This is a genomic window from Paenibacillus sp. Marseille-P2973 (genome assembly GCF_018101095.1).
Classification (GTDB): domain Bacteria; phylum Bacillota; class Bacilli; order Paenibacillales; family Paenibacillaceae; genus Fontibacillus; species Fontibacillus vini.
Map to the genome: position 1 here is coordinate 104,765 of NZ_JAGQEH010000011.1, position 24,119 is coordinate 128,883.

Sequence of the window (24,119 nt, forward strand, 5' to 3'; positions counted from 1 at the left end):
AGCGTTTGACAGTTCGGCTGTCAAACGCTTTTTTGCATTTTCAAGCTCTTCGGGCATCGAGTTCAGACTCGTTCCTTTTTGTGAGCCAGATATCCTTAAAATCCATCCAGCCCAGATTATTGATAACGAGCCCGCGGATGGAGGGGTGAACGTAGGTGTTGAGCTTCTGGTGCACGAGAAACAGCAGTTGGGCTTCGTCCTGCAGCCGGTATTCGATCTGCTGAAGCAAGGCGCTGCGCCTTCCTTTGGACGGAGTGGCGAAAATTTCATTAGTGATCCCGAAGATCCACTGTCTGAGCCCCGGATCGAGATGCTGATAAATCATGCTGTTCTCCTGCAGGAAGCTCTCCAATTCACAAACCTCATCATCGGCAAAAACGAGGCACATCAGCAAGGCATCCGCCTCCTGGGATGTTTCCGTTTTGGTGAGCGAGCTTTTTTCTTCGTAACGGATGATAACCGGTATACCAATGGAGGCGCATTGCTGGCGAATCCACTCCGCATCCTCGCATTCCGATTCCCCGGTAATCAGCACGAAGGGGGTGCCGTCGTACCCCGATTGCTCAAGTAAACGCTTGGCGGCGGAGGCATCATGCCAATGGACGCCCAGTGCGGCTTCTTCCCTCGGTAAGAAACTCCTTGCGGGATATCCGGATTTTCCGGAATGTTGAATCAGGGCCGAGCGGTCGATGATCAGATTAACGGCTTGCCGGAAAGAGAGGGATTGCTGCGGGCCTTCCTTATTTCGGTTCCAGCTGATAAGACTGCATCCTTTGCTGAGCGTTTCGATTCGCTGCCAGTCTCCCTCAGCTTTCGCTGGAGTATGCGATTCATTCGCCACGAGATGCTCCCATTTTAATTTGGATGCGTTAGGGATGTTCTCCGGCATAAAAATAAGCTTAACCCCGTCCAAGTAAGGTCTTCCCATAAAATACCCATCATTTACTACCAATTCTATGCGGTTGTTGCACCAATGTACGATTTTGAACGGCCCCGTGCCGCTAGGCAATCTCCAGTAGCTCCGTTCCTCTTTGGCGGATAAATCCGAAGGTACGATGGAGGCGCAGGAAGAGCACATTAAGCGGGGAAACAGCCAGTTGGGTTGCCGTAGGGTGACTTTTACGGTTCTGGTGTCAATTGCTTCTACGCTATTCATCATGTTGACCAGCCAGGAATTCATCGAGGTCCGCAATCGTTCCAAGGTAAAAACCACATCCTCTGCGGCTAGAACCTTGCCATGATGGAACTGAATCCCTTTGCGCAAATAAAAAGTCCATTCGGTGCCCGAATCGTTATGTTCCCAGTGATGGGCGATTCTCGGCATGATTTCCTCACGCTCAGAGTCGTATTCCACCAGCCGGTCGAACAATTGCCGTACCAGATGGGAATCAAATCCGAAAAAAAGCATCGACGGGTCCAGCGAGACGGGAGAGCGATAAACGGGGAGACGGAATACGTCCTTTCCCTGGGCATCCGCGGTGATTTTTTCCACGCCGAACTGGTCATTCAACCATTTAATAAACTGGTCCAAAATAGTCTTATCCTCTTCGAACTGATGCAGGAACTCGAAAGCCGACCGGTATTCCCCTTTTTGCGCAAGCCGCTTGGCAAACTCCAGCAGAAACAGATCCCGATTGACCATAAAACGAATCCGGGAACGGTTACCGCGGCCACGACCAGGTAGCCAGCAAATCAATTCCTCCTCCTGAAGCTTGCGGACGATCAGTTTCACGTTCCGCTCCGTACAATGAAAGAGCTCGGTTAAATCTTCAAGCGTCGCTTCATACTCATCCTGCTCTCCGGACACCGGCCCGGCAAAGTGGTTTAGCAGCGTAATGTAACGTTCTGCCGTAAGCATATAACACCTCCCCAAAGCAATCCGGTCATCCCCCGAAATGCAATGTCCAACTGTCATTTTTCCTTGTGTCATCGGCCTTTGCACGTTAAAAGGGGAAACGCGTTTTACATAGTGTACACTTTTTCTTCCTGATTTCATAGCAGATAATGGTAACAAATATCATAGCGGAACAGCGATGGAGTGGGAAGGGAGAGGGGCAAGTTGAGTTACGAAGAATTTTACAGAAGAGAACTGGAATTGAAGACATTTCATAATCCGAAAGTCAGTATCGCACAGGTCAGGAATGAATGCAGGGAGCGGAGGATGACGTACCGCCTCGGGAAAAAAAAGAAAACCTGGATGACCAGGTTTCTGGGAATAATGCCGGGTATGAAAAATTCCCCATAGTGTATTTATTTAAGAAATCAAGCCAGGGCCTGTTTGAATTCCTGGGTTAAAAGAGGAACAACTTCGAACAGATCGCCGACGATGCCATAATCGGCAACTTTAAAGATCGGCGCCTCCGGGTCTTTGTTAATCGCGATAATAACGCGTGACTGGCTCATGCCGGCGAGGTGCTGAATAGCGCCGCTAATCCCGCAGGCAATATAAATTTCGGGCGTCACAACCTTTCCGGTTTGCCCGATTTGGAGGGCATAATCGCAGTAGCCAGCATCGCAGGCGCCGCGGGAAGCACCGACAGCTCCATGCAGCACCTCGGCCAGATCTTCGAGCGGCTTGAAGCCCTCGGCGCTCTTGACCCCGCGTCCGCCGGAGATGACGACCTTCGCCTCGGTCAAATCGATTTTTCCCGTCGCTTTACGGACCACATCCTTGATCACCGAGCGCAGGGAAGACGCAGGTGCATAATCGAAAGCGGTGATTTCAGCCGGGGAGGAAGCCGGTCCGGCGGGCGGAATGTTGTTGGGGCGCAGGGTAATGATGCCGGATCCTCCAATGAACCGCTTCTTCTCGAAGCCTTTACCCGCATAGACCGGGCGAGTATAAATGATATCGCCGCCAGAATTTTCGATCGCCGTTACATCGGAGATCTGACCGGCCTGGAGGCGGGAAGCGACTTGCGGGGCGAGGTCGCGGCCAACGGTCGTATGACCGAACAGAACCAAGTCAGGGGTTATGGAGCTCAAGACTTGAGAGAGCGCGGAAATATAGGTTTCCGCCAAATAGGACTTTAAATCCGGGTGATCCACGACGAGAACCCGTCCTTGAAAACAACGGGCCAGCTCTTCCGCGGGTCCTTCAAGTTCATATCCGAGCAGAACGGCGGTCACTTGATCGCCGTCTTCTTTTGCCAATTCCGCGGCCTGAAGCGCTTCCAAAGAAACCTGGCGCAATTTTCCGTCACGCGTTTCCGCTACGACCATAAACGTTTTACTCATGAATATCCCTCCTCAATAAGTAGACGTTGACGCTTTCATCAGCTATAGAACCTTCGCTTCGGTCTTCAACAGTCGAACCAGCTCAGCAGCTTGTTCGGCCAATCCGCCTTGCAAAATGATCCCCGCTTTGCGCTCCGGCGGGTTGAAAAGCTCGATCCGTTCGGTCTTGGGGACGATGGATTCCGCATCGATGCCAAGCTCATTCAAGCCGAGCTGTTGAAACGGCTTTTTCTTGGCTTTCATGATGCCGGGCAGGGAGGGATACCGCGGCTCATTCAGGCCCTGTTGGGCAGTGAACAGCGCAGGAAGGGATATTTCAACGGTTTCGCTGTCACCTTCCGCGTCACGGACGGCGACGGCCTGCCCGCCGGAAACATCCAGCTTCACGATCGCGGAAGCATGAGGAATGTCCAGCAGTTGGGCCAACCGGACAGCGACCTGTCCCGCGCCGTTGTCGACGGAGAAGTAGCCGCCGAGAATAAGGTCATAGCTTTGGCTTCCGAAGTAGGAGGCGAGCAGGGCGGCGATACCGGACTCATCGGTTCGGATCGACGGGTCAGAGATCAGCACCGCCTCATCGGCGCCCATCGCCAGTGCGGTTCGCAGCGCCTCGGCGGTCCGATCCGGTCCTACGGATACGACGATCACGGTACCGCCATGCTGTTCTTTTAGCCGAAGAGCTTCTTCCACGGCATACTCGTCGTACGGATTAATAATGTACTTCACACCGTCATCAAGAATCTCACCGTTTTGAATAACGACTTTTTCCTCCGTATCAAAGGTCTGCTTCAGAATTACGTAAATGTTCATCAGGCACGTCTCCTCTCAAAATGATCATTATTGAGACAACCTTTTACCGTAAACCTCTCAGAAAAAAATCCACCGTTCCGTTAACCTGAGCGGACAAGGAATACTTCCGTCCCGAGATGAGCCAGGATGTGACGACCTCGTCCATGGCCCCGAAGATGAGCTGGCGGGTCAGCTTCGTATCCAAATCAGCGCGGAACGACTGTTCTTCCATCCCCCTTTTTAAAATATGCTCGATCAACTGAATATAGGGCTTTACCGACAAGCCGATCGCCTTGCGCAGTTCCAGGGAGCTCTGGCGCAGCTCGATTTGAGTCACATAAGCCAGGGCCACATTTTGCTCGAGCTGGGTGAAGTGGATTTCACACACTTTGTGAAGCGCTTCGGCCGCCGTATTCGATTCCTGAATGTTGGCGTTGAAGAGGGCGACCAGTTTCCCCAATCGGTCCTCGAATAGGGAGATGAGGATATCTTCCTTCTTCTTGAAATATAAATAAATCGTACCGTCCGCGACTCCGGCCTCCTTGGCGATTTTGGATACCTGGGACCCGTGAAACCCGTTCTCCGCAATGACTTTTTCGGCGGCGTCCAAAATCATTTCAAATTTTTCCTGTTTCCTACTTGTCATGACGACACCTCAATGCTAAAATTTAAGTCAACTGAATGAATACTCATTCATTTTTCTTAATCTTAGGGGAACCCAAGCGCTTTGTCAATAGAAGCGCCATTTTTAAAAATCACGTTGTAAACGCTTACCTAGGCTTGGACTAAAGAAATTCTAACTAGTCTTGAAGAAGGGTGGGGGCAGGGATGGTGTGGCAGATCATCAATTTGGCATTGTTTTTGGCGGTAACGGGCTGGGGCATTTATTTGTTCTGCAGGGTCGTCTATCATCGCTACCTTTATTTAAAACTTGGGCAGCCCTCGGATTTCAGGCAACGTCTTAAAGGGGGGTGGAGCGAATTTCTGGCTCAGGTGTTCGGGCAAAAGAAATTGTTGAAGGACCGCAAAAGCGGAATCATGCACTTCGTCATTTTTTACGGATTCATCATTTTGCAGTTCGGAGCGATCGATTTGATCGTAAAAGGATTGACGGAGGGAGGGCATCTGCCGCTCCCGGCCTATGACGTATTCGGATTGCTGCAGGAGCTGACGGTTCTGCTGATTCTGATCGCTATGGGTTATGCGGCGTACCGTCGTTACGGCGAGAAGCTCCCTCGTTTGAAAAGAGGCTGGAAACCCAGTCTGGTCGTTTTCTTCATATACTCGCTTATGTTCTCGGTGGTTTTGTCGCTGGGCTTCGAGCGTCTATGGCTCGATTTGGAACCTTCGGCATTGGCTCCGGCTTCCTCACTTATAGCAGCAGCGTTCTCCGGCCTTTCGGCCTTGGCGGCGAAAATTTTATTTTACGTGTTCTGGTGGCTGCATCTCCTGATTTTGCTCTCCTTTCTTGTTTATGTACCTCAGTCGAAGCATTTTCATCTTATTACGGCTCCTATCAATATCGGTTTGCGGCGCAGGGAGCCGGTCGGCCGATTGAAATCCCTCGATCTGGAGGATGAAGAAGCGGAAAGCTTCGGCGCCGGGAAAATCGAAGATTTCACACAGAAACAGATGCTGGATTTCTATGCCTGCGTAGAATGCGGTCGCTGTACGAATGTTTGTCCGGCCTCGAACACCGGTAAAGCGCTGTCTCCGATGCATCTGATCACCAAGCTGCGGGATCATTTGACCGAAAAAGGCACCGCTATCACGGGAAAATCGCCTTGGGCACCGGAGTTTGCGTTCGCGCCGGGAGGGCTGTCCACGCATGGAATGACGGGGGAAATGACTCCCGGAGTGAATTGGAATGATTCCGTGGGAATTACCGATATCCGGCCGACACTGGATTGGCAAAAGGAAACCTGGCAAAAGCGGGAGCAAGGTGCAGATCCCGTGAGTCTGGAGCTGATCGGCGACGTCATGACGGAGGAGGAGATCTGGTCCTGCACGACCTGCCGCAATTGCGAAGACCAGTGCCCTGTCGGCAATGAACATGTGGACAAAATTATCGATCTGCGCCGTCATCTCGTCTTGATGCAGGGCAGCGTGCCGCAGGAAGGCCAGCGGGCGCTTACCAACATCGAGCGGCAGGGTAATCCTTGGGGTATCAGCCGCAACGACCGCGCCAAATGGACGGGGGAAGTGGAAGGGATCACCGTGCCGACCGTCAAGGAGAATCCGGAGTTTGAGTATTTGTTCTTCGTCGGTTCGATGGGCTCTTATGATCTGCGCAGCCGCAAAGTCTCGCGGGCGTTTGCCCGCCTGCTCAAAGAGTCCGGCGTAAGCTTCGCGATTCTCGGGAACGAGGAGAAAAACTCGGGGGACACGCCGCGCCGCATGGGCAATGAGCTGCTGTTCCAGCAGCTTTGCCTGGAGAATATTGAGACTTTCCGGAAATATGGGGTCCGGAAAATCGTTACCGCTTGCCCGCATACTTTTAATACGTTCAAAAATGAGTACCCGGAGTTTGGTTTGGAAGGCGTGGAGGTATGGCATCATTCGCAGCTGCTGGACCGGTTGATCACGGAAGGCAGACTGACGCCCAAGCATGAAGTGAAGGAGCGGATCACTTATCATGATTCCTGTTATTTGGGTCGCTTCAACGATGTTTATGACCAGCCCCGGAATGTACTCAAAGCGATCCCGGGCGTGGAACTCGTCGAGATGGAACGTGCCCGGGAGAATGCGATGTGCTGCGGAGCCGGGGGCGGGATGATGTGGATGGAAGAGACGGGCGGCAAGCGCGTCAACCTGGCCCGCACGGAGCAAGCGCTGGAGGTAAAGCCGACGGTAATCAGCAGCGCCTGCCCTTACTGTCTGACCATGCTGGAGGACGGCACTAAGATGAAGGAGGTCGAGGATCAGGTCCAGGCACGGGATATCGCCGAGTTGTTGGAGATGTCGGTGTTCTAGCTATATGAGATGAACAAGTGAAATGGAGGGTTCGGAATATGAATAAACCAATTCGCAAAGCGGCCGTTATCGGCTCCGGAATCATGGGCTCGGGAATCGCCGCCGTACTTGCCAACGCAGGCATTCCCTGCTTGCTGCTGGATAGGGTCCCGACCGAGTTGACCGAGGCGGAAGCCGCTAAGGGGTATACACTGGAGCACCCGAGTGTGCGCAACCGGCTGGCGGTTTCGGCGATCAAAGGAATGACGAAAAGTAAGCCGGCTCCGCTCTATGATAACGATTTTGCCGAGCGTATTACCCCGGGCAATCTGGAGGATCATTTGTCGCAGATTAAGGAAGTCAATTGGGTCATTGAGGTGGTCGTTGAGAATTTGGGGGTGAAAAAAGAACTCCTGGCCAAAGTGGAGCAGTATTGGTCGCCAGGAATGATCGTCAGTACGAATACCTCCGGGATTTCCGTTAATGCGATGGCGGAAGAAAGGTCTCCGGAGTTCCGGAAGCATTTCCTAGGCACTCACTTTTTCAACCCTCCCCGGTACATGAAACTGCTTGAGATCATCCCCGGTGAAACGACGGATGCCGGGCTGGTAGCGGACTTAAGCGGGTTTTGCGAGCGTACGCTGGGAAAAACGGTCGTACTGGCCAAAGATACGCCGAATTTCATCGCCAACCGGATCGGTACTTACGGCTTGCTCGTTACCCTTAGCGAGATGATACGAAAAGGTTACACGGTAGAGGAAGTGGACGCAGTCACCGGACCCGCAATGGGACGGCCCAAGAGCGCAACGTTCCGCACTCTGGATTTGGTCGGGCTCGATACCTTCCTTCATGTGGCGGACAATGTGTTTTCGAACGTTTCGAATGAATCGGAGAAATCCGTGTTTGAGGCGCCTGAGGTGCTGAAGCAGATGGTGGCGCAGGGCAGATTGGGCGAAAAATCCGGCCAGGGCTTTTACAAGAAGGTCAAGGGGCCGGAAGGCAGCCAAATCCTGGCTCTGGATTTGCAAAGTATGGAGTACCGGCCGCAGGGGAAGGCGGCTTCAGGGTCGCTGGAGGCCGCCAAGCTGGCGAAAGGCGCCAAGGCCAAAACTGCTGCGCTGTTGGCCGGAGGCGACCGGTATTCGGATTTAGCATGGAGCATTTTGAAGCAAGTGCTCATCTATGCCGCCGAAAAACGGGGTGAAATCGCCGATACCGTGCGGGAAATCGACGAAGCGATGAAATGGGGATTCAACTGGGAACTCGGTCCGTTTGAAACCTGGGATGCGATCGGGCTGGTCAAGTCCGTATCCAGGATGGAAGCCGAGGGGATGACGGTTCCGGCTTGGGTGAAAGACTGGATCGCGGAGGGAAACACCTCTTTTTATAAGAAAGAAGACGGTAAGCTGTTCCATGTATCGGATGGGCGTTATAAACAGGTGGAACAGCCGCCGGAAGTCATCTCGCTTCGGGACCTGAAAGCGCAAAACCGGGTGGTGAAGGGAAACAGCGGAGCAAGCCTGATCGATCTCGGCGACGGCGTGGCCTGTTTGGAATTCCATTCACCGAACAATGCGATCGGCGGGGATATTTTGGCGATGATCTCGCAGAGTGTAGAGGAGGTTCGCAGTAATTTTAACGGGTTGGTCATCGCCAATCAAGGCAAAAACTTCTGTGTCGGGGCCAATCTGATGCTGCTGCTGATGGAAGCGCAGGATGAGGAATGGGATGAAGTGGATGATATTATCCGCCTGTTCCAGAACACGATGTACCGCCTGAAACGCTTTGAGAAACCGGTAGTAGCCGCACCGCATCGAATGACGTTAGGCGGAGGTGTGGAGGCTTGTATGCCCGCCGATCAGGTAATCGCAGCAGCGGAAACCTATTATGGATTGGTGGAGGTCGGCGTCGGCCTCATTCCCGCCGGGGGCGGCTGCAAGGAGCTTGCCCTGCGGGCCAGTCAACAGGCCGGGCTGCCTGAAGCGGATCTGCAGCCATACATTAACCGGATCTTCGAAACGGTCGGAACGGCGAAAGTATCGACTAGCGGACATGATGCGAAGAAGTTGGGCTACTTACGACCGTCGGACCGGGTCGTGCTGAATCCCGACCATACGATTTATGAAGCGAAACAGGCGGTTCTTCGCATGGCGTCATCGGGATACGAACCGATTGCCGAAACGAAGCTGCGTGTAGTCGGTACGGAAGGCAAAGCGGTTTTGCGGTTGGGAGCGCTGGGCATGAGGGAGAGCGGATATATCAGTGACCATGATCTGCTGATCGCCAACAAGCTGGCCCATGTGCTGGCGGGAGGAGATGTTCCGCCCGGCTCTTGGGTAACGGAGCAGCACATGCTGGACTTGGAGCGGGAAGCATTCCTGAGCTTATGCGGCGAGCCGAAAACAAGACAACGGATGCAGCACATGCTCACCAAAGGCAAACCGCTGCGGAATTAGAAAAAGGAAAGGGAGGGTGAGTTTATGAAAGAAGCAGTGATTGTGTCTATGGCACGAACGGCGGTGGGCAAGGCCAAGCGGGGCAGTTTGGCACAGACCCGTGCCGACGATCTCGGGAAAGCGGTGTTGGAAGCCGTCGTTGAACGGGCGCCGGGGCTGAATAAAGAGGATGTGGATGATATCATCATCGGCTGCGCGATGCCTGAAGGTGAGCAGGGGCTTAATTTTGCCCGCATCATGTCGTTGTATGCCGGATTTCCGGTGACGGTTCCCGCAATTACGATCAACCGGTTTTGCTCCTCCGGTTTGCAAGCGATCGCCTCTGCTGCGGAGCGGATCATGCTCGGCCATGCGGAAGTAATGATCGCCGGAGGCGTCGAAAGCATGAGCCATGTCCCGATGACCGGGTTCAAGGTATCACCGAATCCGAGAATTGTGGATGAGATGCCGGAAGTGTATATGGCCATGGGACATACGGCCGAACGGGTGGCGGAGAAGTTTGGCATCTCCCGCGAAGATCAGGATGAATTCGCATTCCGCTCGCATATGAAAGCGGCGAAGGCGATTGCCGAGGAGAGGTTTAAAGAAGAGATCGTTCCGATTCAGGCGGAGCTCTCCCAAATTGGGGACAGCGGAAAACTGGTGCGGAACACAGTCGTTTTCGATACCGATGAGGGGGTTAGGACGGATACGACACTTGAAGCTTTAGCGAAGCTGAAGCCCGGCTTTAAAGCCGGCGGCACAGTAACGGCAGGGAATACGTCGCAGATGAGCGACGGTGCGGCCGTGGTTGCCCTCATGAGCCGCGAGCGCGCCGACCAGCTCGGCTTGAAGCCGCTCGCGACGTTTCGCTCCTTTGCTTTGGCCGGCGTAGAGCCGGAATTGATGGGCGTCGGCCCAGTGAAGGCGATTCCGAAGGCGCTTGAGATGGCGGGCATCAGCCTGGACGACGTCTCGCTTTTCGAAATTAACGAGGCCTTCGCGTCGCAGTGCCTGCACATCATCCGCGAGCTCGGCATCGACGAAGACAAAGTCAATGTCAACGGCGGAGCGATTGCCCTTGGCCATCCGCTCGGCTGCACCGGAACCAAACTCACCGCCACGCTGATCAACGAGCTTCGCCGCCGTGGAGGCGGATACGGCGTGGTGTCCATGTGCATCGGGGGAGGAATGGGCGCGGCTGGCGTGTTCGAGGTTCATGCATAGGGATGAAGCACAGTGAGGTTCGTTAGCAGGGAAATTCAAACCAAAGGAGAGGATCGCAAGTGAGTCATGAGACGATAAGCAAAAGCAAAGTACTGGGCGGCAGCTTTGTCATTGAAGATGTGGACTACCGGGGGATCGTGACGCCGGAGGATTTTACCGAAGAGCAGCGGATGATCGCGGAAACGACGGAGCAGTTTGTGGAAGGCGAGGTCGCTTCCCGCGATGAAGAGGTCGAAAAGCTGGATTACAAGCTGACGGTGGAGCTCTTGAACAAAGCCGGTGAGCTGGGTTTGCTTGGAGCTGATGTTCCCGAAGCCTACGGGGGCATGGGGCTGGATAAAGTGAGCACGACGCTGATTAATGAAAAGCTGACGAAGGCTTCCTCCTTTGCGCTCTCCTTTGGCGCACATGTCGGCATCGGGACACTGCCGATCGTTTATTTCGGCACCGAAGCCCAGAAACAAAAATATTTGCCGCTGCTGGCCACCGGCGAGAAAATCGCCGCCTACTGCCTGACGGAACCGTCCTCCGGGTCGGATGCGCTCGGCGCCAAAACGACGGCGAAGCTGTCGGAAGACGGTTCGCATTATGTGCTGAACGGCACGAAGCAATTTATCACAAATGCGGGGTTTGCTGATATTTTTATCGTGTATGCCAAGGTCGACGGCAAGGATTTCAGCACATTCATCGTGGAGCGGGAAATGGACGGCGTCAGTATCGGACCGGAAGAGAAGAAAATGGGCATCAAGGGCTCGTCCACCTGTCCGTTGATCCTTGAGGATGTTAAGGTGCCGGTAGAGAATCTGCTGTGGGAAGTAGGCAAAGGTCATTTGATCGCGTTCAACATTCTGAACATCGGGCGTTTCAAACTGGCTGCCGGGTGTGTTGGCGCGGCGAAAGATGCCATTGAGCTCAGTTCCGCATATGCTAATGAACGGAGTCAATTCGGCCGTAAAATATCGTCTTTTCCGCTCATCGGTAAAAAGCTGGCTGAGATGAATATCCGCACCTTTGTACTGGAGAGCATGGTCTACCGGACTGCCGGGCTGTTTGATATTAGTCTGGCCGAGGTGGATCATGGCAGCGCGGATGTCGGCTACCAGTCCGCCAAAGCGATTGCGGAATACCAGTTGGAATGCTCCATCAACAAGGTATTCGGGTCCGAGGCGCTGGATTTCGTGGCGGATGAAGGTGTCCAGATTCACGGCGGTTACGGCTTCATTCAAGAGTACCCGATTGAACGGATTTACCGCGACTCGCGGATAAACCGGATTTTTGAAGGAACGAATGAAATCAACCGGCTGCTCATTCCGGGAACACTGGTCAAACGGGCGATGAAGGGCGAGCTGCCTCTGATGCAAAAAGCGATGAAGCTTCAGGCGGAATTGATGGAGCCTATGCCGACGCAGGAGTTCGAAGGGACGTTAGAGCCGGAGACACATCTCCTTGCCATGGCGAAAAAGATCTTCCTGATGACCGGAGCTCAAGCGGTGCAAAAATACCAGTTGAAGCTGGAGCAGGAGCAGGAAATTTTGAGCCATTTGGCGGATATCATGATTTCGATTTTTGCGATGGAAAGCGCTCTCTCCCGAACCAAAAAATGTATCGACCGTTCCGGAGAAGACAAGGCCGGGCTCGCAATCGCTATGACGGTAGCGTTTGTCCAGGAGCAGTTTGGCCGGATCGAAGCCTGGGCAAAAGAGGTGCTCGCGGCCATGGAGTCCGGTGATGTGCTCCGCACGCAGCTATCCGTGCTTAAAAAGTTGACGAAACGCTCCGCCGTAAATACGCTTGAACTGAAACGCCAAATTGCATCCAAAGTTATTGAGGCGGAGAAGTACGTGGTGTAATGAAGCTGATCGGATGGGAGGTAAGGCGATGTTGTCCAACAAGCCATGGTTAAGACATTATCCTGTCGAAGTACCACCGACCTATAATTATCCGAAGCAAAATTTAGCCCAGTTTCTTATTCAAACAGCAGAACGCTATCCACAGGTGCATGCGCTTGATTTTCTGGGGAAAAAAATGACGTATGCCGAGCTGTTGGAAAAAAGTTATCGGTTTGCCCGAACGCTGCAGCGCCTCGGAATTAACAAGGGGGACCGTGTAGCGATTATGCTTCCGAATTGTCCGCAGGCGGTCATCACCTACTATGGTACGCTTCTGATCGGCGGCATCGTTGTGATGACCAATCCTCTGTACATGCCTCGGGAGCTGGAGCACCAATTGACGGACTCGGGAGCTCGCCTGATCGTTACCTTGGACGCGCTTGTCCAAAGGGTGCAGAACTCGATGGGCACAAAGCCTTTGGAATTTATCCTTGTGACTTCCATTCAAGATGCGCTGCCGTTTCCGAAAAACTTGCTGTATCCGATCAAAGCCAAAAAAGACGGCATGGCCGCGCACGTGACCTATAACGAGCAAGTACTATCCTTTAAGGAATTGCTGAAGCAATCTTCGGGCGATCCGATTCAGGTACCAGTGAGTGCGGACAAAGACCTTGCGCTGCTGCAATATACAGGAGGAACGACCGGGTTTGCGAAAGGGGTCATGCTGACTCATTCCAATCTGGTCGCCAATACCCTGCAAACCAAGCTGTGGTTCTATCGCTCCAGACAAGGTATGGAACGGTATATGGCCGCGCTGCCGTTTTTTCACGTATTCGGTTTGACTGTACTGCTGAACCAGGCTGTCGCCCTCGGAGGGACGCTGATTCTCGTTCCCCGGTTTGAGATTAACCAGGTGCTGCAGACGATCCATAAAAAGAAGCCGACGGTGTTCCCTGGAGCGCCGACCATGTATGTGGCGATTATCAATCATCAGGCGATTGGGAGTTATGATTTATCTTCAATCAATGTCTGCATCAGCGGGGCAGCTTCGCTGCCCCTGGAAGTTCAGACCCGATTCGAGACGATTACCGGAGGCAAGCTGATAGAAGGCTACGGGCTAACGGAGGCGTCCCCGGTGACGCATGCCAATAACATTTGGGAGAAACGAAAGACCGGCTCGATCGGCATTCCTTTTCCAGATACTGACGCCAAAATTGTTCAGCCGGATACCCTGGAAGAAGTTCCCCTCGGGGAAATCGGGGAGCTTGCGGTCAAGGGTCCTCAGGTGATGAAGGGATACTGGAATCAGCCCGAGGAAACCTACAAATGCCTAAAAGACGGCTGGCTGTTGACCGGAGACTTGGGGAGAATGGACGAAGACGGGTATTTCTATATTTTGGACCGAAGAAAAGATCTCATTATCGCAGGTGGTTACAACATTTATCCCCGGGAGGTGGAGGAGGTACTTTTCGAGCATCCCGATGTGGAGGAAGCAATCGTTGCCGGAATTTTTGACCCTTATCGGGGCGAGACGGTGAAGGCATATATTGTGCCTAGGGCTGGAGCGGTGCCGGATGCGGATGAACTGAAGCAATGGTGCAAGGAGAAGCTCGCCGCCTATAAGGTCCCGAGGGTATACGAATTCAGGGATAGTCTTCCCAAGACGCTGGCCGGTAAAGTGCTGCGCCGGAAGTTGATCGAAGAAGAAGCTGCACGAAACAATAGCGAACAGGACAGCGTGAATTTCGATAAAGGATGAGGCAAGCAAAACAGTTTAGACGTGACGACGTAGATGACAAGCGGCGAGGAGGACAAAATCATGGAAGCGGATTCATTTCGGAGGCACCCGAAATGGGAGGAGTGGAATCGGGCGGCGGCAGGCACATTCTGGGACGTACTCGGATGCACGATCGAAACGGTAAATGACCGGCAGGTTGTCGTGTCGTTTGAAATCCAGCGTCATCATTTGAATTTGATCGGCATTGTTCATGGCGGAGTGTATGCTTCAGTGATCGATTCGGCTATGGGCATGCTGGCCATGATTGCCAAGCCGGAGGCAAGCGTGGTCACCACAAATCTCAATATGAACTATGTTGCCAAAGCCGGGCAAGGGCGCATCACGACTACCGCCGAGCTGCTTCATTCTTCTCGCAAGTCGATTACCGCTCAGGCGTTCTCCAGACTGGAGGATGGCACGCTCTGTGCGTTCGGTACAGGGACTTTTCGGGTTACCTAACCTGACATTAAACTTATTTTACCTAAACAGCATGACGACTTCCTTATTAGCCCGCCCGGGATAAAGCCTTGGCGGGTTTTACACGTTGCAAGACAACTTGACAAATATAGTTGTCTTTTATATAGTTGTCTATGCAACTATTATTCAAGAGTGAAAGGAACATTCAAATGACTACACAAGACCAAAGCGGAAATTTGGCCATTGGTTTTATTATGGGTGTCACTTACAGAAAAATAGCGACTCTATTGCAAAAAAGATTGAAAGAACATGACATTACGCCTGAACAATGGTCGGTTCTGCATCAGATTGACCGTTCCGAAGGAATGATTCAGCGCGAAATTGCGGCGCGGACCGGAAAGGATAAGCCGACCACGACACGCATTCTGGATCATCTGGAAAGCAAAGGTCTGGTGTACAAACAAACGGGCCTGCAGGACCGAAGATCTTTCCTTGTTTACAGCACAGAACGGGGAAAGGAACTGATTCGCGAAACATTACCCATCGAGGAGGGAGTAACGGAAGAGGTCAAACGCTGTTTGTCTTCCGAAGAGTATGCCCTGCTTACGGAATTTCTATTGCGGATCAATGAACATGTCACACAAATAATAGATACTAACGAGAAGGAATAGACAGGAGATAGGAGAGAAAATATGCATCAAGAAGAACAACAGGGAATCTTATGGACAAAATCGTTTATTTCATTAACGCTTTGTGCGTTTTTATTATTTTTAAATCTACAGATGTTATTATCGTCATTCCCGGCCTACGTTAAAAATGAATTTCAAGCCGGCGATTTGCAGGTAAGTCTGGTAACAAGCGTATTTGCTCTTTCTGCCATCGTTACACGTTTTATGACTGCGGCTTTACTGAGAAAAATATCCCGTAATGCACTGCTGTTTGCCGGTCTGGTGATTGCGGCCGTTACAACCGGCATCTATGTGTTCGCCGGATCCGTGGGCACGCTATTAGTTATGCGAGCAGGATATGGTATCGGGTTCGGAATTGCCAGCACAATTCTTCCGACCCTAGTTTCGCAAATCATTCCGCTTCGCCGTATGGGTGAAGGAATCGGGTATTTCGGCTTGTCTACCAGCCTGGCGATGTCCGTCGGACCGATGATCGGTTTGAATGTGATGAAACAGTCGAGTTTCGGCACGCTTACCGTGATCGGGACGGTAACTGTTGTTTTAATTATTCCGATCCTCTTACTGACTCGCTCGCTACCGGCAGCTCCTCGGATTGAACCGAGCGGCGGGGAAGTCAAGCATGCGGAACGGGGGCGTTTCAATCGTAAGCTGATTTTTCCGGCATTGCTTAATGTAGTCTTGTCTATTACATATAGCGGGCTGCTCAGCTTTATCGCACTGTTCGGCGAATTCGTCCATCTGGAGCAGGTAGGTCTGTTCTTCCTGTTTAATGCGGTCACCATCATTATTATCCGTCCGATTTCAGGCCGGGTGTTTGACCGCAGAGGACATGCGGCCGTATTACTTCCCGCAGCACTCCTCGTGGTGGTCAGCATGACGGTGTTGTCCTTCGCAACGTCGCTGCCGTTATTGATCGTGTCGGCATTGTTGTACGGGCTTGGATTTGGAGCGATTCAGCCGACGATTCAGGCTTGGATGCTGCGCACTTCTTCCCCGGATCAATATGGGGCGGCCAACAGTATGTTTTATAACTCTACCGATTTCGGTGTGGCGATCGGCGCGATCCTACTGGGTGCCATTGCTTCGGTTACGAATTACGCTGAAATGTACCGATATTCCGCGGGTTTTATGGTGCTGTTTATCGTCCTGTATTTAGTCGTCTACTTTGTGTCCAGGGATAAGAGTAAAGCAGCTACTATAGAAAATTAATAATGGAGTAGAAACGAATATGATCAAAGCCTAAGCGAAATGCTTAGGCTTTTTTATCTGCTATCTCCTAAGAGTATACAGAAATTGGCTAAGGGTATATTACAAGATACCACATTGTTACAGGAGGTTGCGTATGAACAAGCTTGGACACTTCCGCTTAAGATTGAAGAAGCAAAAAAACGCAAAACTCCAAGACCCTGTGTCGATAGACCAAGGAATATCCGGTCAGGAAGAATCGGCGAATCTCACATCCTCATTGTCGGAAAAGCTTACTGTACTCCGGCAGACTTTAGGCGGAAGCTCAGATTTTATCATACGGGAGTTTGTTCATCCGGGAGAAAACGCCGCATATGCTGCAATTTGTTACATTGATGGCTTGGTTGATCAGACTCAGTTAAATGATCTTATTATAAAAATTGGTCAAGAGGACATCAACGGCATCATGGTCAAGGATCCTTTTCGAAATGTTAAAGAGGATTTGCCCGCAAGAGACACGAAGCTGGCCCTCACAAAATCCGAGGTAATTCAAGCAATATTGGGGGGGGATTCCGTTGTATTGATAGATGGCATAAAAGAGGCTTTCACAGTGTCTTTGCCCGGTGGAATGAGAAGGGCTATTGAAGAACCTTCCTCCCAAACGGTCATTCGCGGACCGAAAGAGGGATTTACCGAAGATATTTCAACCAATATATCGCTGCTGCGACGCAGAATCCGATCGGCAGATTTGAGATTTGAAGATCGATTTATCGGCAGTCTTACTCAGACGCGAGTTAGTGTTGCTTATATTCAGGGTATTGCAAATCCCGATGTAGTGAAAGAGGTATTTGCGCGTCTTGACGCCATACAAACGGATAGCATTCTGGAGAGCGGATATATTGAGGAATTTATTCAAGACGTGTCGTTTACTCCGTTTCCGACGGTGATGAACACGGAGCGGCCGGACAGCGTCGCTGGCAACCTGCTGGAAGGTCTTGTAGCGGTTCTTGTGGATGGTACGCCATTTGTGCTTCTCTTACCGGTTACTTTTTTCAAATTTTTCTTATCCAGCGAAGATTATTATCAAAGATACGATATTTCCTCGTTTCTCCGCCTGATTCGTCTATTTTCATTTATAAGCGCCTTGCTACTTCCATCTATATACATCGCCGTAACAACCTTCCAGCAGGAGATGATCCCGACAACTTTGTTAATTAGTCTGGCCGCACAACGGGAAGGGACCCCCCTCCCCGCATTGTTGGAAGCTTTAATCATGGAATTGACTTTCGAAGTCATTCGGGAAGCTGGCGTTCGTATGCCCCGGGTCGTCGGACCGGCGATTTCCATCGTCGGAGCGCTTGTTTTAGGACAAGCGGCAGTTCAGGCTGGGCTTGTCTCCGCAGCGATGGTTATCATCGTTTCCTTCACCGCTATTTCAAGCTTTGTTATTCCGACATTCAGCATGTCCGCAGCTGCCCGGCTTGTCCGATTCGCTCTAATGCTGCTGGCGGGGAGTTTCGGGTTATTCGGAATTCTCGCGGGAATTATCCCGCTCTTTATTCATCTTGTTTCATTAAGCTCATTCGGTGTCCCTTATTTTTTGCCAGTAGCTCCGCTCAGCATGTCCAATCTCAAAGACGTGTTTATCCGGGTCCCTTGGCCATTCATGAAGACACGTCCTGCCTATATCAGTATGCAAAATAAGATGCGGCAGCCTTCTGCGGGAAAAGAGGGCCGGAAGGAAAAATAGGAGGTTGAACCCATGCGTCAAGCTGTTTTAGGCTGCATCATACTAATCGTCTGCTTGATGATAACTGGATGTTGGAACCGTACGGAATTGAATGAAATAGGAATTACGATCGCCACCGGATTTGACAGACAGGATGGAAAATGGGTGATGTCTTATCAAATCATCGTTCCGTCCAGCGTAGGGACCGGCCAAGGCGGCGGAGGGGGAGGGGCGAATCCGAGTATACATGTCTTTTCTACTAAAGGGGAAACCATTCGCGAAGCTGCGGACCTGGGTTATGTTGAAAACCCGCGTCGGCTGTATTTTGGGCATACGGACGTTTTGATCATCGGTAAGGAAGCGGCGAAGGAAGGGTTAATGCAAATCCTTGACCTGTATTTCCGGAATATTGATGCCCGGGAGACGGTACTTGTTGCTATCACTGATGGAAAAGCAAAGGATATTCTTAAAAAGTTAATTCCTCCAGAAAAAATGCCGGGTGCGGCTCTATCTGAAATTTTACGAAAAGAAACCAGCTTTTCCTCAATTTTTCCTTTAATCAAAATGTATCAGTTGGCACAAAAGATAACTTCCGATTCCGGAGCGGCCGGAGTACCCGAGATCCGATTTACGGGCGGTGAAAGTAAAGAACTGGAATCGCAGGAAGCTGAGAAATTGACATCATCGCCTGCTAAGCTAAAAATTGTACGCTTGGGGGTTTTTCGCAGGGAGCATTTTGTAGGATGGATGAATCGGCAGGAAAGCTTTGGGATCTCCTGGCTCTCGGATCAGGTAAAGGGAAGTACGATTTCTTTCGGCTGTACTCAAGGCGACTCACAGGGTAAAAATAACTCCTTCCGCGTCACGAGTTCCAAAACAAAGGTTTCGCCGGAAAAGGTAGGAGACCATTTTAAAATGAAAATCAGGGTGAAAGCCGCCGGAGATCTGTTGGAATTTCAATGTAAGGAAGATCTGACCAAGCCGGAGAGCATTCGAATCATTGAGAGAAACATAGAAGAGGAGATTCTCGACTTTATTAATACCGGTTGGAAGGCTTCAAAAAAAATGCGAGTTGATTTGCCTGGATTTGCTGATAAAGTGCACCGGAAATATCCAAATGAGTGGAAGAATATAAAAGATTCTTGGCCGGATCACTATGAAAATATTGAGCTTGATGTTCAAGTCAAGGTATCAGTAAAACGCCCGGGATTATTTAAAAAGTCTTTCGAAAACCTGTCCAACGAATTTGATTGGAAAGATGGAAGTTGAACTGAACATAGTCAGAAGGGTTGAATGAAATGAGTTCTGGAAAAAGCAGAGTCACCGAGTTGATTGCAGGCTTGACTTTGTTTGAAGTCGGTAGTACGACGCTGTTCCAAATCGGGGCAAAAGTGAAACAGGATGCTTGGCTAGCTATGCTGATTGGTGCAGGTTTAGGCTTTTTATTGCTCCTGATTTACTTGGGCATTTACCGGAGGGATTCGGAAAGGGATTTATTCGGGTTATGCCGCCATTACTTGGGAAGGTGGATAGGTACCATCTTTGCTCTTGTTTTTGCCTTGTATTTTACTTATGAATCCTCACGTAATCTCAGGGATTTAGGAGAGCTAGGTGCATTTGCGCTGCTTAATCGGACCCCTTTACCGATCATTATGCTAATTACCTTACTGGTTCTTGCCAACAGTGCACGTTATGGCATTCATATGGTTTTTCTGGTATGCGTTGTCTTGCTCCCTATTGTGATCGTAAGCTATTTCCTGTTGGTCATTATGATAGCGGGAGAAGGCATGATTAAATTTGAATATATGCTGCCTGTTCTTGAAAACGGGATAAAGCCCGTATGGGATGCAGCCGTTCCGGAAATTGTTTCTTTTCCGTTTGCGCAGACGCTGTTATTTCTCGTATTCTTTCCGCTCGTAAAAAAAGCGAAGCATCTCCGCGCCTCAGTTCTTATCACGTATATAGTTGTTGCAGTCGCTTTAATCATCATCAATCAAATTAATTTGCTTGTGCTGGGTCCGACGATTGTCGAAATGACCGTATTTCCTTTGCTGCAAGTTGTACAATTAATCGAACTTGCGGAAGTGTTTGAAAGGATGGATGTCTTGTTTGTACTCGTGCTTTTCATTGGCTTGGGTACGAAAATACTTTTGTTCTATATCGGGGCCACGATAGGATTCTCTCAGATCACCGCGACAGGCTACAAAAAATGGGTAATCCCCGTAGGCTTGATGGTTTATTCCGCTTCTTTCATATCCCCTAACTTTTCCCATCATTTGTGGGTGGGAATAGATCTCGTGTTAAATAGATATTATCCGTATATTCAAATGGCAATGCCTGCTTTATTACTTATGGTGATGATGATCCGGCGGAATAAAAGGCCGCAGGAATAAACTCCCGTCCAAGCCTCTTGTCCTGACCTTGCATATAAATACCTATCAGGTCGGGGGAGGTGAAGTCTCATGCCGGTTCAAAGACTAACCTTGGCTGCTTCAACGCCTTACGCTACGCCGTACTATGTGATCCGAGGGGAGAGCAAAGGACCGCATGTCATGGTCGTGTCGGGGATTCACGGTAACGAAAGAGCTAGTGTAGCGGCAGCTCAGCAATTGGCGAATCAGTTTCTGACGCAACATCTCAAAATTCGCAAAGGGACATTAATAATCGTCCCGATTGTAAATCAGAGTGCATTCCGGAAAAACATCCGCGGCGTACCTGATTTAAACCGCACTTTTCCCCGCAAATCCGGCATGGCCGCCCGTCATCCCTTAGCGGGCGCCTTGTATCAATTAGCCAAGCGTTACGGCTTGGAGTGGTATCTGGATTTACACGAAGCAAACGGATTATCCCAGGTTCGCGCCAGCAGTCTCGGACAAACGCTGATTACCAACCCCGGTAATCGCAGTATTCTCCAAGCCCGGCGCTTGATTAAAGACATAAATCGCACGATTTCCAAGAAGTCTCATCATTTTAATCTCCGGTTACATGAACTGCCGGGCTCGTCCCGCACAGCGGCAGCCCGGTTGTTAAAAGCTCGGGCTGTGACGGTAGAAACTTGCTGGAGTTTAGCTAAAGCGGATCGGGTCCGCTATCAAATTTATTTAGTTAAAGGTTTTCTAAGGAAGGCAGGCTTGCTGTAGCAAGCCTGCTTTATTTTTTGTTTCCCTTTCGGGTCAATTCTGCAAGACGATCCCACTCTTCGGGGCTGACGGAAGAAAGATCGTTAAACTGGCCGGCACCGCGCAGCCATTCCCCGCCATCTATGGTAACGACTTCACCGTTGATATAGCTGGCGGCATCCGAAACGAGGAATGCGGCCAAGTCCGCCAGTTCCTCCGGTGACCCGGTTCGACCAAGGGGGAGGCGAGACATCATTTTTTCTTCCAGAGCCGGTGTAGGAGAGAGGCGAGAGGAGGCCCCATCCGTCGGAAACGGGCCCGGGGCGATCGCCACTTGCCGAATTCCATAAGGTGCCCATTCAACGGCGAGGGAGCGGGTTAATGCCAGAACGCCGGCCTTCGCTGCAGCGGAAGGGACAACGTATCCCGACCCTGTGTTGGCATAAGTGGTCACAATATTCAGCATCGTTCCGGATTGCTGACGGCCGATCCAGCTCTTTCCGACTTCGAGCGTCATGTAAAATGTGCCGTGAAGCACGATGCCCAGTACGGCGTCTACGGCACGATGGGACAAACGTTCCGTAGGGCTGATAAAGTTTCCTGCTGCATTATTGACGAGCACATCGATGCGGCCGAATCGTTCCTCTACGGCAGCCACAAGAGCTTGGACCTGGTCGGGATCTCTTACATCGCAACTTTTATAGAATATCTCATTATGTTCCGTTCCAAGCTCTTCCGCTGTTTGAATTAGGATATCCTCACGCCGGCCGCATATGGCGAGTTTCGCTCCCAATTCCAGAAATCTGCTGCCCATGGCCCGCCCGAGGCCGGTTCCTCCGCCGGTGATTAAAACAACCTTGTCCTGCAGCAAATCGTCCGCAAACACCCCCATGCTTATCCTCTCCGTTTCATAACAAGAATTTACTATTCATTAATCAATTATTCGACTAAGGCAGGTTTTAGCCCTTCCGGTTCGCTTTATATAACAGCATAATTAAAAACCGCCCGGTATTCCGGGCGGTTGTGATTTGCAATCTATTCTTTTTTACTGTCCGATTCAGTAAAGGCTACCGGTTTGGCAACCCATTCGTCGGCCTCGGGCTCGATATCTACGCCGTTCTCCATTTTTTTCTTTTCAGCAAGGGAATCCCCTTCATGATCCGGTTTATTCCTCAGTTCTGCTTCATCTTGAAAAGATTGATTATCTTGATGTGGCATGTTAATGTCCTCCTTCTGTGACTGTTCTGTGGTAATTCCTTATTTATAGTTACCCGTTACCGCTATTTACAAACATTCTTTACAGACGTGGAGCTCAAGTGGTTTATATTTACCTGAAATTGTAATATGATGCCTTTATAGGACATCCTTGCTAAGACATCTTCCGCTAGCGTAGTTCATTTATTTACTACTTAAGGAGGAATGATCATGGATTTAACAAGGACAAAGGCGCTCCCAATCCGCCATGGAAAGCCGAAGGTGCTGAAGATGCTTCTTGCGCTTGCGCTCCTGCTCCCCGCGGGTTTTGGGATCCCAGCACAGACCTCGTACGCCGCCGGAATAAGTAAACCTTTTCCCCAGCAAGTCGATTACCCCGGAATGATCAAACCGAGCCATGTTACTCAAAATGCGATGAACAAATCTGTCTCCGATTATTACGATTACTGGAAGGCCACGTATTTGAAGCATGATTTGTCCTCACTCCCCGGAGGATATTATGTCAAGGGAGATATTACCGGAGATCCGGAGGGCTTCAAAGCGCTGGGATCCTCCGAAGGTCAAGGGTACGGCATGATCATAACGGTTTTGATGGCCGGGCATGACCCCAATGCAAAGAATATTTACAACGGTCTGTTTAAAACTGCACGCGCTTACAAGAGTTCGGGCAATCCCCATCTGATGGGGTGGGTAGTCGCTGACAATCCTAAAGCCCAAGGCCATTTCGGTTCGGCTACCGACGGCGATCTTGATATTGCCTATTCATTAATTCTGGCTCATCAGCAGTGGGGCTCGGATGGGGCCGTTAATTATTTGGATGAAGCCCGAAAAATGATCAATGACGGTATCAAAGTAAGCTATATTACTACGAACAACAGACTTAATCTTGGCGACTGGGATTCCAAGGATGCTTTGAATACCCGACCCTCCGATTGGATGTTGAGTCATTTTCGAGCATTTTATGAGGTGACCGGAGATGCGGGATGGATCCAGGTCATCGACAATTTATATTCGGTATATGATCAGTTCACAGCCGCCTATTCGCCGACAACCGGGCTGGTATCCGATTTTGTGGTAGGCAATCCGCCGAAACCGGCCCCTGAATGGTATCTGGATGAATTTAAGGAAACGAATCAATATTATTATAACGCCAGCCGATTTCCGTTAAGAGTAGTGATGGACTACGCCTTCTACGGGGATCCGAGAGGTAAAGCCGCTGCAGATAAGATAACCGGCTGGATCAAGACAAAGGCCAACGGCTCGCCGGCCAATATCAAGAACGGCTACAATTTGAAAGGCACCGCCATTGGCGATTATGCAACTGCCGTGTTCGTGGCGCCCTTTATTTCGGCCGGAACCGCCGACAGTGCTAATCAGGCCTGGATTAACGCCGGTTGGGACTGGATGAAGAACAAGCGCGAGGACTATTTTAGCGATACTTATAATTTGCTGAATTTGTTATTTATCACGGGCAATTGGTGGGTGCCGGAGGGGCAGGCAGAGCAGCCGATCATAAACC

General features: G+C 50.9%; 18 protein-coding genes and 1 pseudogene. 13 read left to right on the plus strand and 6 right to left on the minus strand.

Features of this window, described 5'->3' with window-relative positions; all coding sequences use genetic code 11:
• Positions 1–40: 40 nt before the first annotated feature.
• The 4 genes from KB559_RS19390 to KB559_RS19405 all read right to left on the minus strand — a co-directional run bounded on the left by KB559_RS19390 (position 41) and on the right by KB559_RS19405 (position 4,672).
• Positions 41–1,858: an SgrR family transcriptional regulator gene (locus KB559_RS19390; protein ID WP_211024107.1), complete on the minus strand. Its 1,818-nt coding sequence runs from the start codon at positions 1,856–1,858 to the stop codon at positions 41–43.
• A gap of 404 nt (positions 1,859–2,262) precedes the next feature.
• Complete coding sequence (locus tag KB559_RS19395) at positions 2,263–3,237, minus strand: electron transfer flavoprotein subunit alpha/FixB family protein (protein WP_211024109.1); 975 nt, start codon at positions 3,235–3,237, stop codon at positions 2,263–2,265.
• A gap of 42 nt (positions 3,238–3,279) precedes the next feature.
• Positions 3,280–4,047 carry an electron transfer flavoprotein subunit beta/FixA family protein gene (locus KB559_RS19400; RefSeq protein ID WP_211024111.1) on the minus strand — a complete coding sequence of 256 codons (768 nt, stop codon included), beginning with the start codon at positions 4,045–4,047 and terminating at the stop codon, positions 3,280–3,282.
• A 43-nt stretch (positions 4,048–4,090) separates the two neighbouring features.
• Positions 4,091–4,672, minus strand: coding sequence for a TetR/AcrR family transcriptional regulator (locus KB559_RS19405; protein WP_211024113.1), 582 nt, complete (start codon positions 4,670–4,672; stop codon positions 4,091–4,093).
• Positions 4,673–4,854: 182 nt separating this feature from the next.
• Between KB559_RS19405 and KB559_RS19410 the strand changes: the two genes are divergently transcribed.
• The 12 genes from KB559_RS19410 (at position 4,855) to KB559_RS19465 (ending at position 21,406) form a co-directional block, all read left to right on the plus strand.
• A complete protein-coding gene (locus KB559_RS19410) occupies positions 4,855–6,999 on the plus strand; it encodes a (Fe-S)-binding protein (RefSeq protein ID WP_211024115.1) in 2,145 nt (714 codons plus the stop codon).
• A 38-nt stretch (positions 7,000–7,037) separates the two neighbouring features.
• Positions 7,038–9,434, plus strand: coding sequence for a 3-hydroxyacyl-CoA dehydrogenase/enoyl-CoA hydratase family protein (locus KB559_RS19415; RefSeq protein WP_211024117.1), 2,397 nt, complete (start codon positions 7,038–7,040; stop codon positions 9,432–9,434).
• Positions 9,435–9,458: 24 nt separating this feature from the next.
• Complete coding sequence (locus KB559_RS19420; protein ID WP_211024119.1) at positions 9,459–10,640, plus strand: acetyl-CoA C-acetyltransferase; 1,182 nt, start codon at positions 9,459–9,461, stop codon at positions 10,638–10,640.
• 59 nt (positions 10,641–10,699) lie between these two features.
• A complete protein-coding gene (locus KB559_RS19425) occupies positions 10,700–12,490 on the plus strand; it encodes an acyl-CoA dehydrogenase family protein (protein WP_481856474.1) in 1,791 nt (596 codons plus the stop codon).
• Between the two features lie 28 nt (positions 12,491–12,518).
• Positions 12,519–14,228: an AMP-binding protein gene (locus tag KB559_RS19430; RefSeq protein ID WP_211024121.1), complete on the plus strand. Its 1,710-nt coding sequence runs from the start codon at positions 12,519–12,521 to the stop codon at positions 14,226–14,228.
• Positions 14,229–14,288: 60 nt separating this feature from the next.
• Positions 14,289–14,705, plus strand: a complete 417-nt coding sequence (locus KB559_RS19435; protein WP_211024123.1) for a PaaI family thioesterase — start codon at positions 14,289–14,291, stop codon at positions 14,703–14,705.
• A gap of 167 nt (positions 14,706–14,872) precedes the next feature.
• A complete protein-coding gene (locus KB559_RS19440) occupies positions 14,873–15,334 on the plus strand; it encodes a MarR family winged helix-turn-helix transcriptional regulator (RefSeq protein WP_211024125.1) in 462 nt (153 codons plus the stop codon).
• Positions 15,335–15,355: 21 nt separating this feature from the next.
• Positions 15,356–16,561, plus strand: a complete 1,206-nt coding sequence (locus KB559_RS19445) for an MFS transporter (protein WP_211024127.1) — start codon at positions 15,356–15,358, stop codon at positions 16,559–16,561.
• Positions 16,562–16,694: 133 nt separating this feature from the next.
• A complete protein-coding gene (locus KB559_RS19450; protein WP_211024129.1) occupies positions 16,695–18,287 on the plus strand; it encodes a spore germination protein in 1,593 nt (530 codons plus the stop codon).
• A 12-nt stretch (positions 18,288–18,299) separates the two neighbouring features.
• Entirely contained in the window at positions 18,300–19,535 is a 1,236-nt protein-coding gene (locus KB559_RS19455) for a Ger(x)C family spore germination protein (RefSeq protein ID WP_211024131.1), read from the plus strand.
• Between the two features lie 29 nt (positions 19,536–19,564).
• Positions 19,565–20,659 (plus strand): GerAB/ArcD/ProY family transporter, encoded by a 1,095-nt coding sequence (locus tag KB559_RS19460; protein ID WP_211024133.1) that lies wholly within the window; start codon positions 19,565–19,567, stop codon positions 20,657–20,659.
• A gap of 69 nt (positions 20,660–20,728) precedes the next feature.
• Complete coding sequence (locus KB559_RS19465) at positions 20,729–21,406, plus strand: succinylglutamate desuccinylase/aspartoacylase family protein (protein WP_211024135.1); 678 nt, start codon at positions 20,729–20,731, stop codon at positions 21,404–21,406.
• Between the two features lie 10 nt (positions 21,407–21,416).
• Here the strand turns inward: KB559_RS19465 and KB559_RS19470 are convergent, their stop codons facing one another.
• Together KB559_RS19470 and KB559_RS19475 are read right to left on the minus strand one after the other, a co-directional pair.
• A complete protein-coding gene (locus tag KB559_RS19470) occupies positions 21,417–22,277 on the minus strand; it encodes an SDR family oxidoreductase (RefSeq protein WP_211024138.1) in 861 nt (286 codons plus the stop codon).
• A 143-nt stretch (positions 22,278–22,420) separates the two neighbouring features.
• Positions 22,421–22,603 (minus strand): hypothetical protein, encoded by a 183-nt coding sequence (locus KB559_RS19475; RefSeq protein ID WP_211024140.1) that lies wholly within the window; start codon positions 22,601–22,603, stop codon positions 22,421–22,423.
• 267 nt (positions 22,604–22,870) lie between these two features.
• On the opposite strand from KB559_RS19475, the pseudogene KB559_RS19480 reads away from it, so the two are divergent.
• Positions 22,871–24,118, plus strand: a pseudogene (locus KB559_RS19480) (family 8 glycosyl hydrolase); the annotation flags it as partial.
• Position 24,119: the final 1 nt, after the last annotated feature.

Bases quoted from the DNA above. Each gene is read 5' to 3' on its own strand.
- KB559_RS19390 (WP_211024107.1), bottom strand. From the start codon at position 1,858: ATGCTTACGGCAGAACGTTACATTACGCTGCTAAACCACTTTGCCGGG.
- KB559_RS19395 (WP_211024109.1), bottom strand. From the start codon at position 3,237: ATGAGTAAAACGTTTATGGTCGTAGCGGAAACGCGTGACGGAAAATTG.
- KB559_RS19400 (WP_211024111.1), bottom strand. From the start codon at position 4,047: ATGAACATTTACGTAATTCTGAAGCAGACCTTTGATACGGAGGAAAAA.
- KB559_RS19405 (WP_211024113.1), bottom strand. From the start codon at position 4,672: ATGACAAGTAGGAAACAGGAAAAATTTGAAATGATTTTGGACGCCGCC.
- KB559_RS19410 (WP_211024115.1), top strand. From the start codon at position 4,855: ATGGTGTGGCAGATCATCAATTTGGCATTGTTTTTGGCGGTAACGGGC.
- KB559_RS19415 (WP_211024117.1), top strand. From the start codon at position 7,038: ATGAATAAACCAATTCGCAAAGCGGCCGTTATCGGCTCCGGAATCATG.
- KB559_RS19420 (WP_211024119.1), top strand. From the start codon at position 9,459: ATGAAAGAAGCAGTGATTGTGTCTATGGCACGAACGGCGGTGGGCAAG.
- KB559_RS19430 (WP_211024121.1), top strand. From the start codon at position 12,519: ATGTTGTCCAACAAGCCATGGTTAAGACATTATCCTGTCGAAGTACCA.
- KB559_RS19435 (WP_211024123.1), top strand. From the start codon at position 14,289: ATGGAAGCGGATTCATTTCGGAGGCACCCGAAATGGGAGGAGTGGAAT.
- KB559_RS19440 (WP_211024125.1), top strand. From the start codon at position 14,873: ATGACTACACAAGACCAAAGCGGAAATTTGGCCATTGGTTTTATTATG.
- KB559_RS19445 (WP_211024127.1), top strand. From the start codon at position 15,356: ATGCATCAAGAAGAACAACAGGGAATCTTATGGACAAAATCGTTTATT.
- KB559_RS19450 (WP_211024129.1), top strand. From the start codon at position 16,695: ATGAACAAGCTTGGACACTTCCGCTTAAGATTGAAGAAGCAAAAAAAC.
- KB559_RS19455 (WP_211024131.1), top strand. From the start codon at position 18,300: ATGCGTCAAGCTGTTTTAGGCTGCATCATACTAATCGTCTGCTTGATG.
- KB559_RS19460 (WP_211024133.1), top strand. From the start codon at position 19,565: ATGAGTTCTGGAAAAAGCAGAGTCACCGAGTTGATTGCAGGCTTGACT.
- KB559_RS19465 (WP_211024135.1), top strand. From the start codon at position 20,729: ATGCCGGTTCAAAGACTAACCTTGGCTGCTTCAACGCCTTACGCTACG.
- KB559_RS19470 (WP_211024138.1), bottom strand. From the start codon at position 22,277: ATGGGGGTGTTTGCGGACGATTTGCTGCAGGACAAGGTTGTTTTAATC.
- KB559_RS19475 (WP_211024140.1), bottom strand. From the start codon at position 22,603: ATGCCACATCAAGATAATCAATCTTTTCAAGATGAAGCAGAACTGAGG.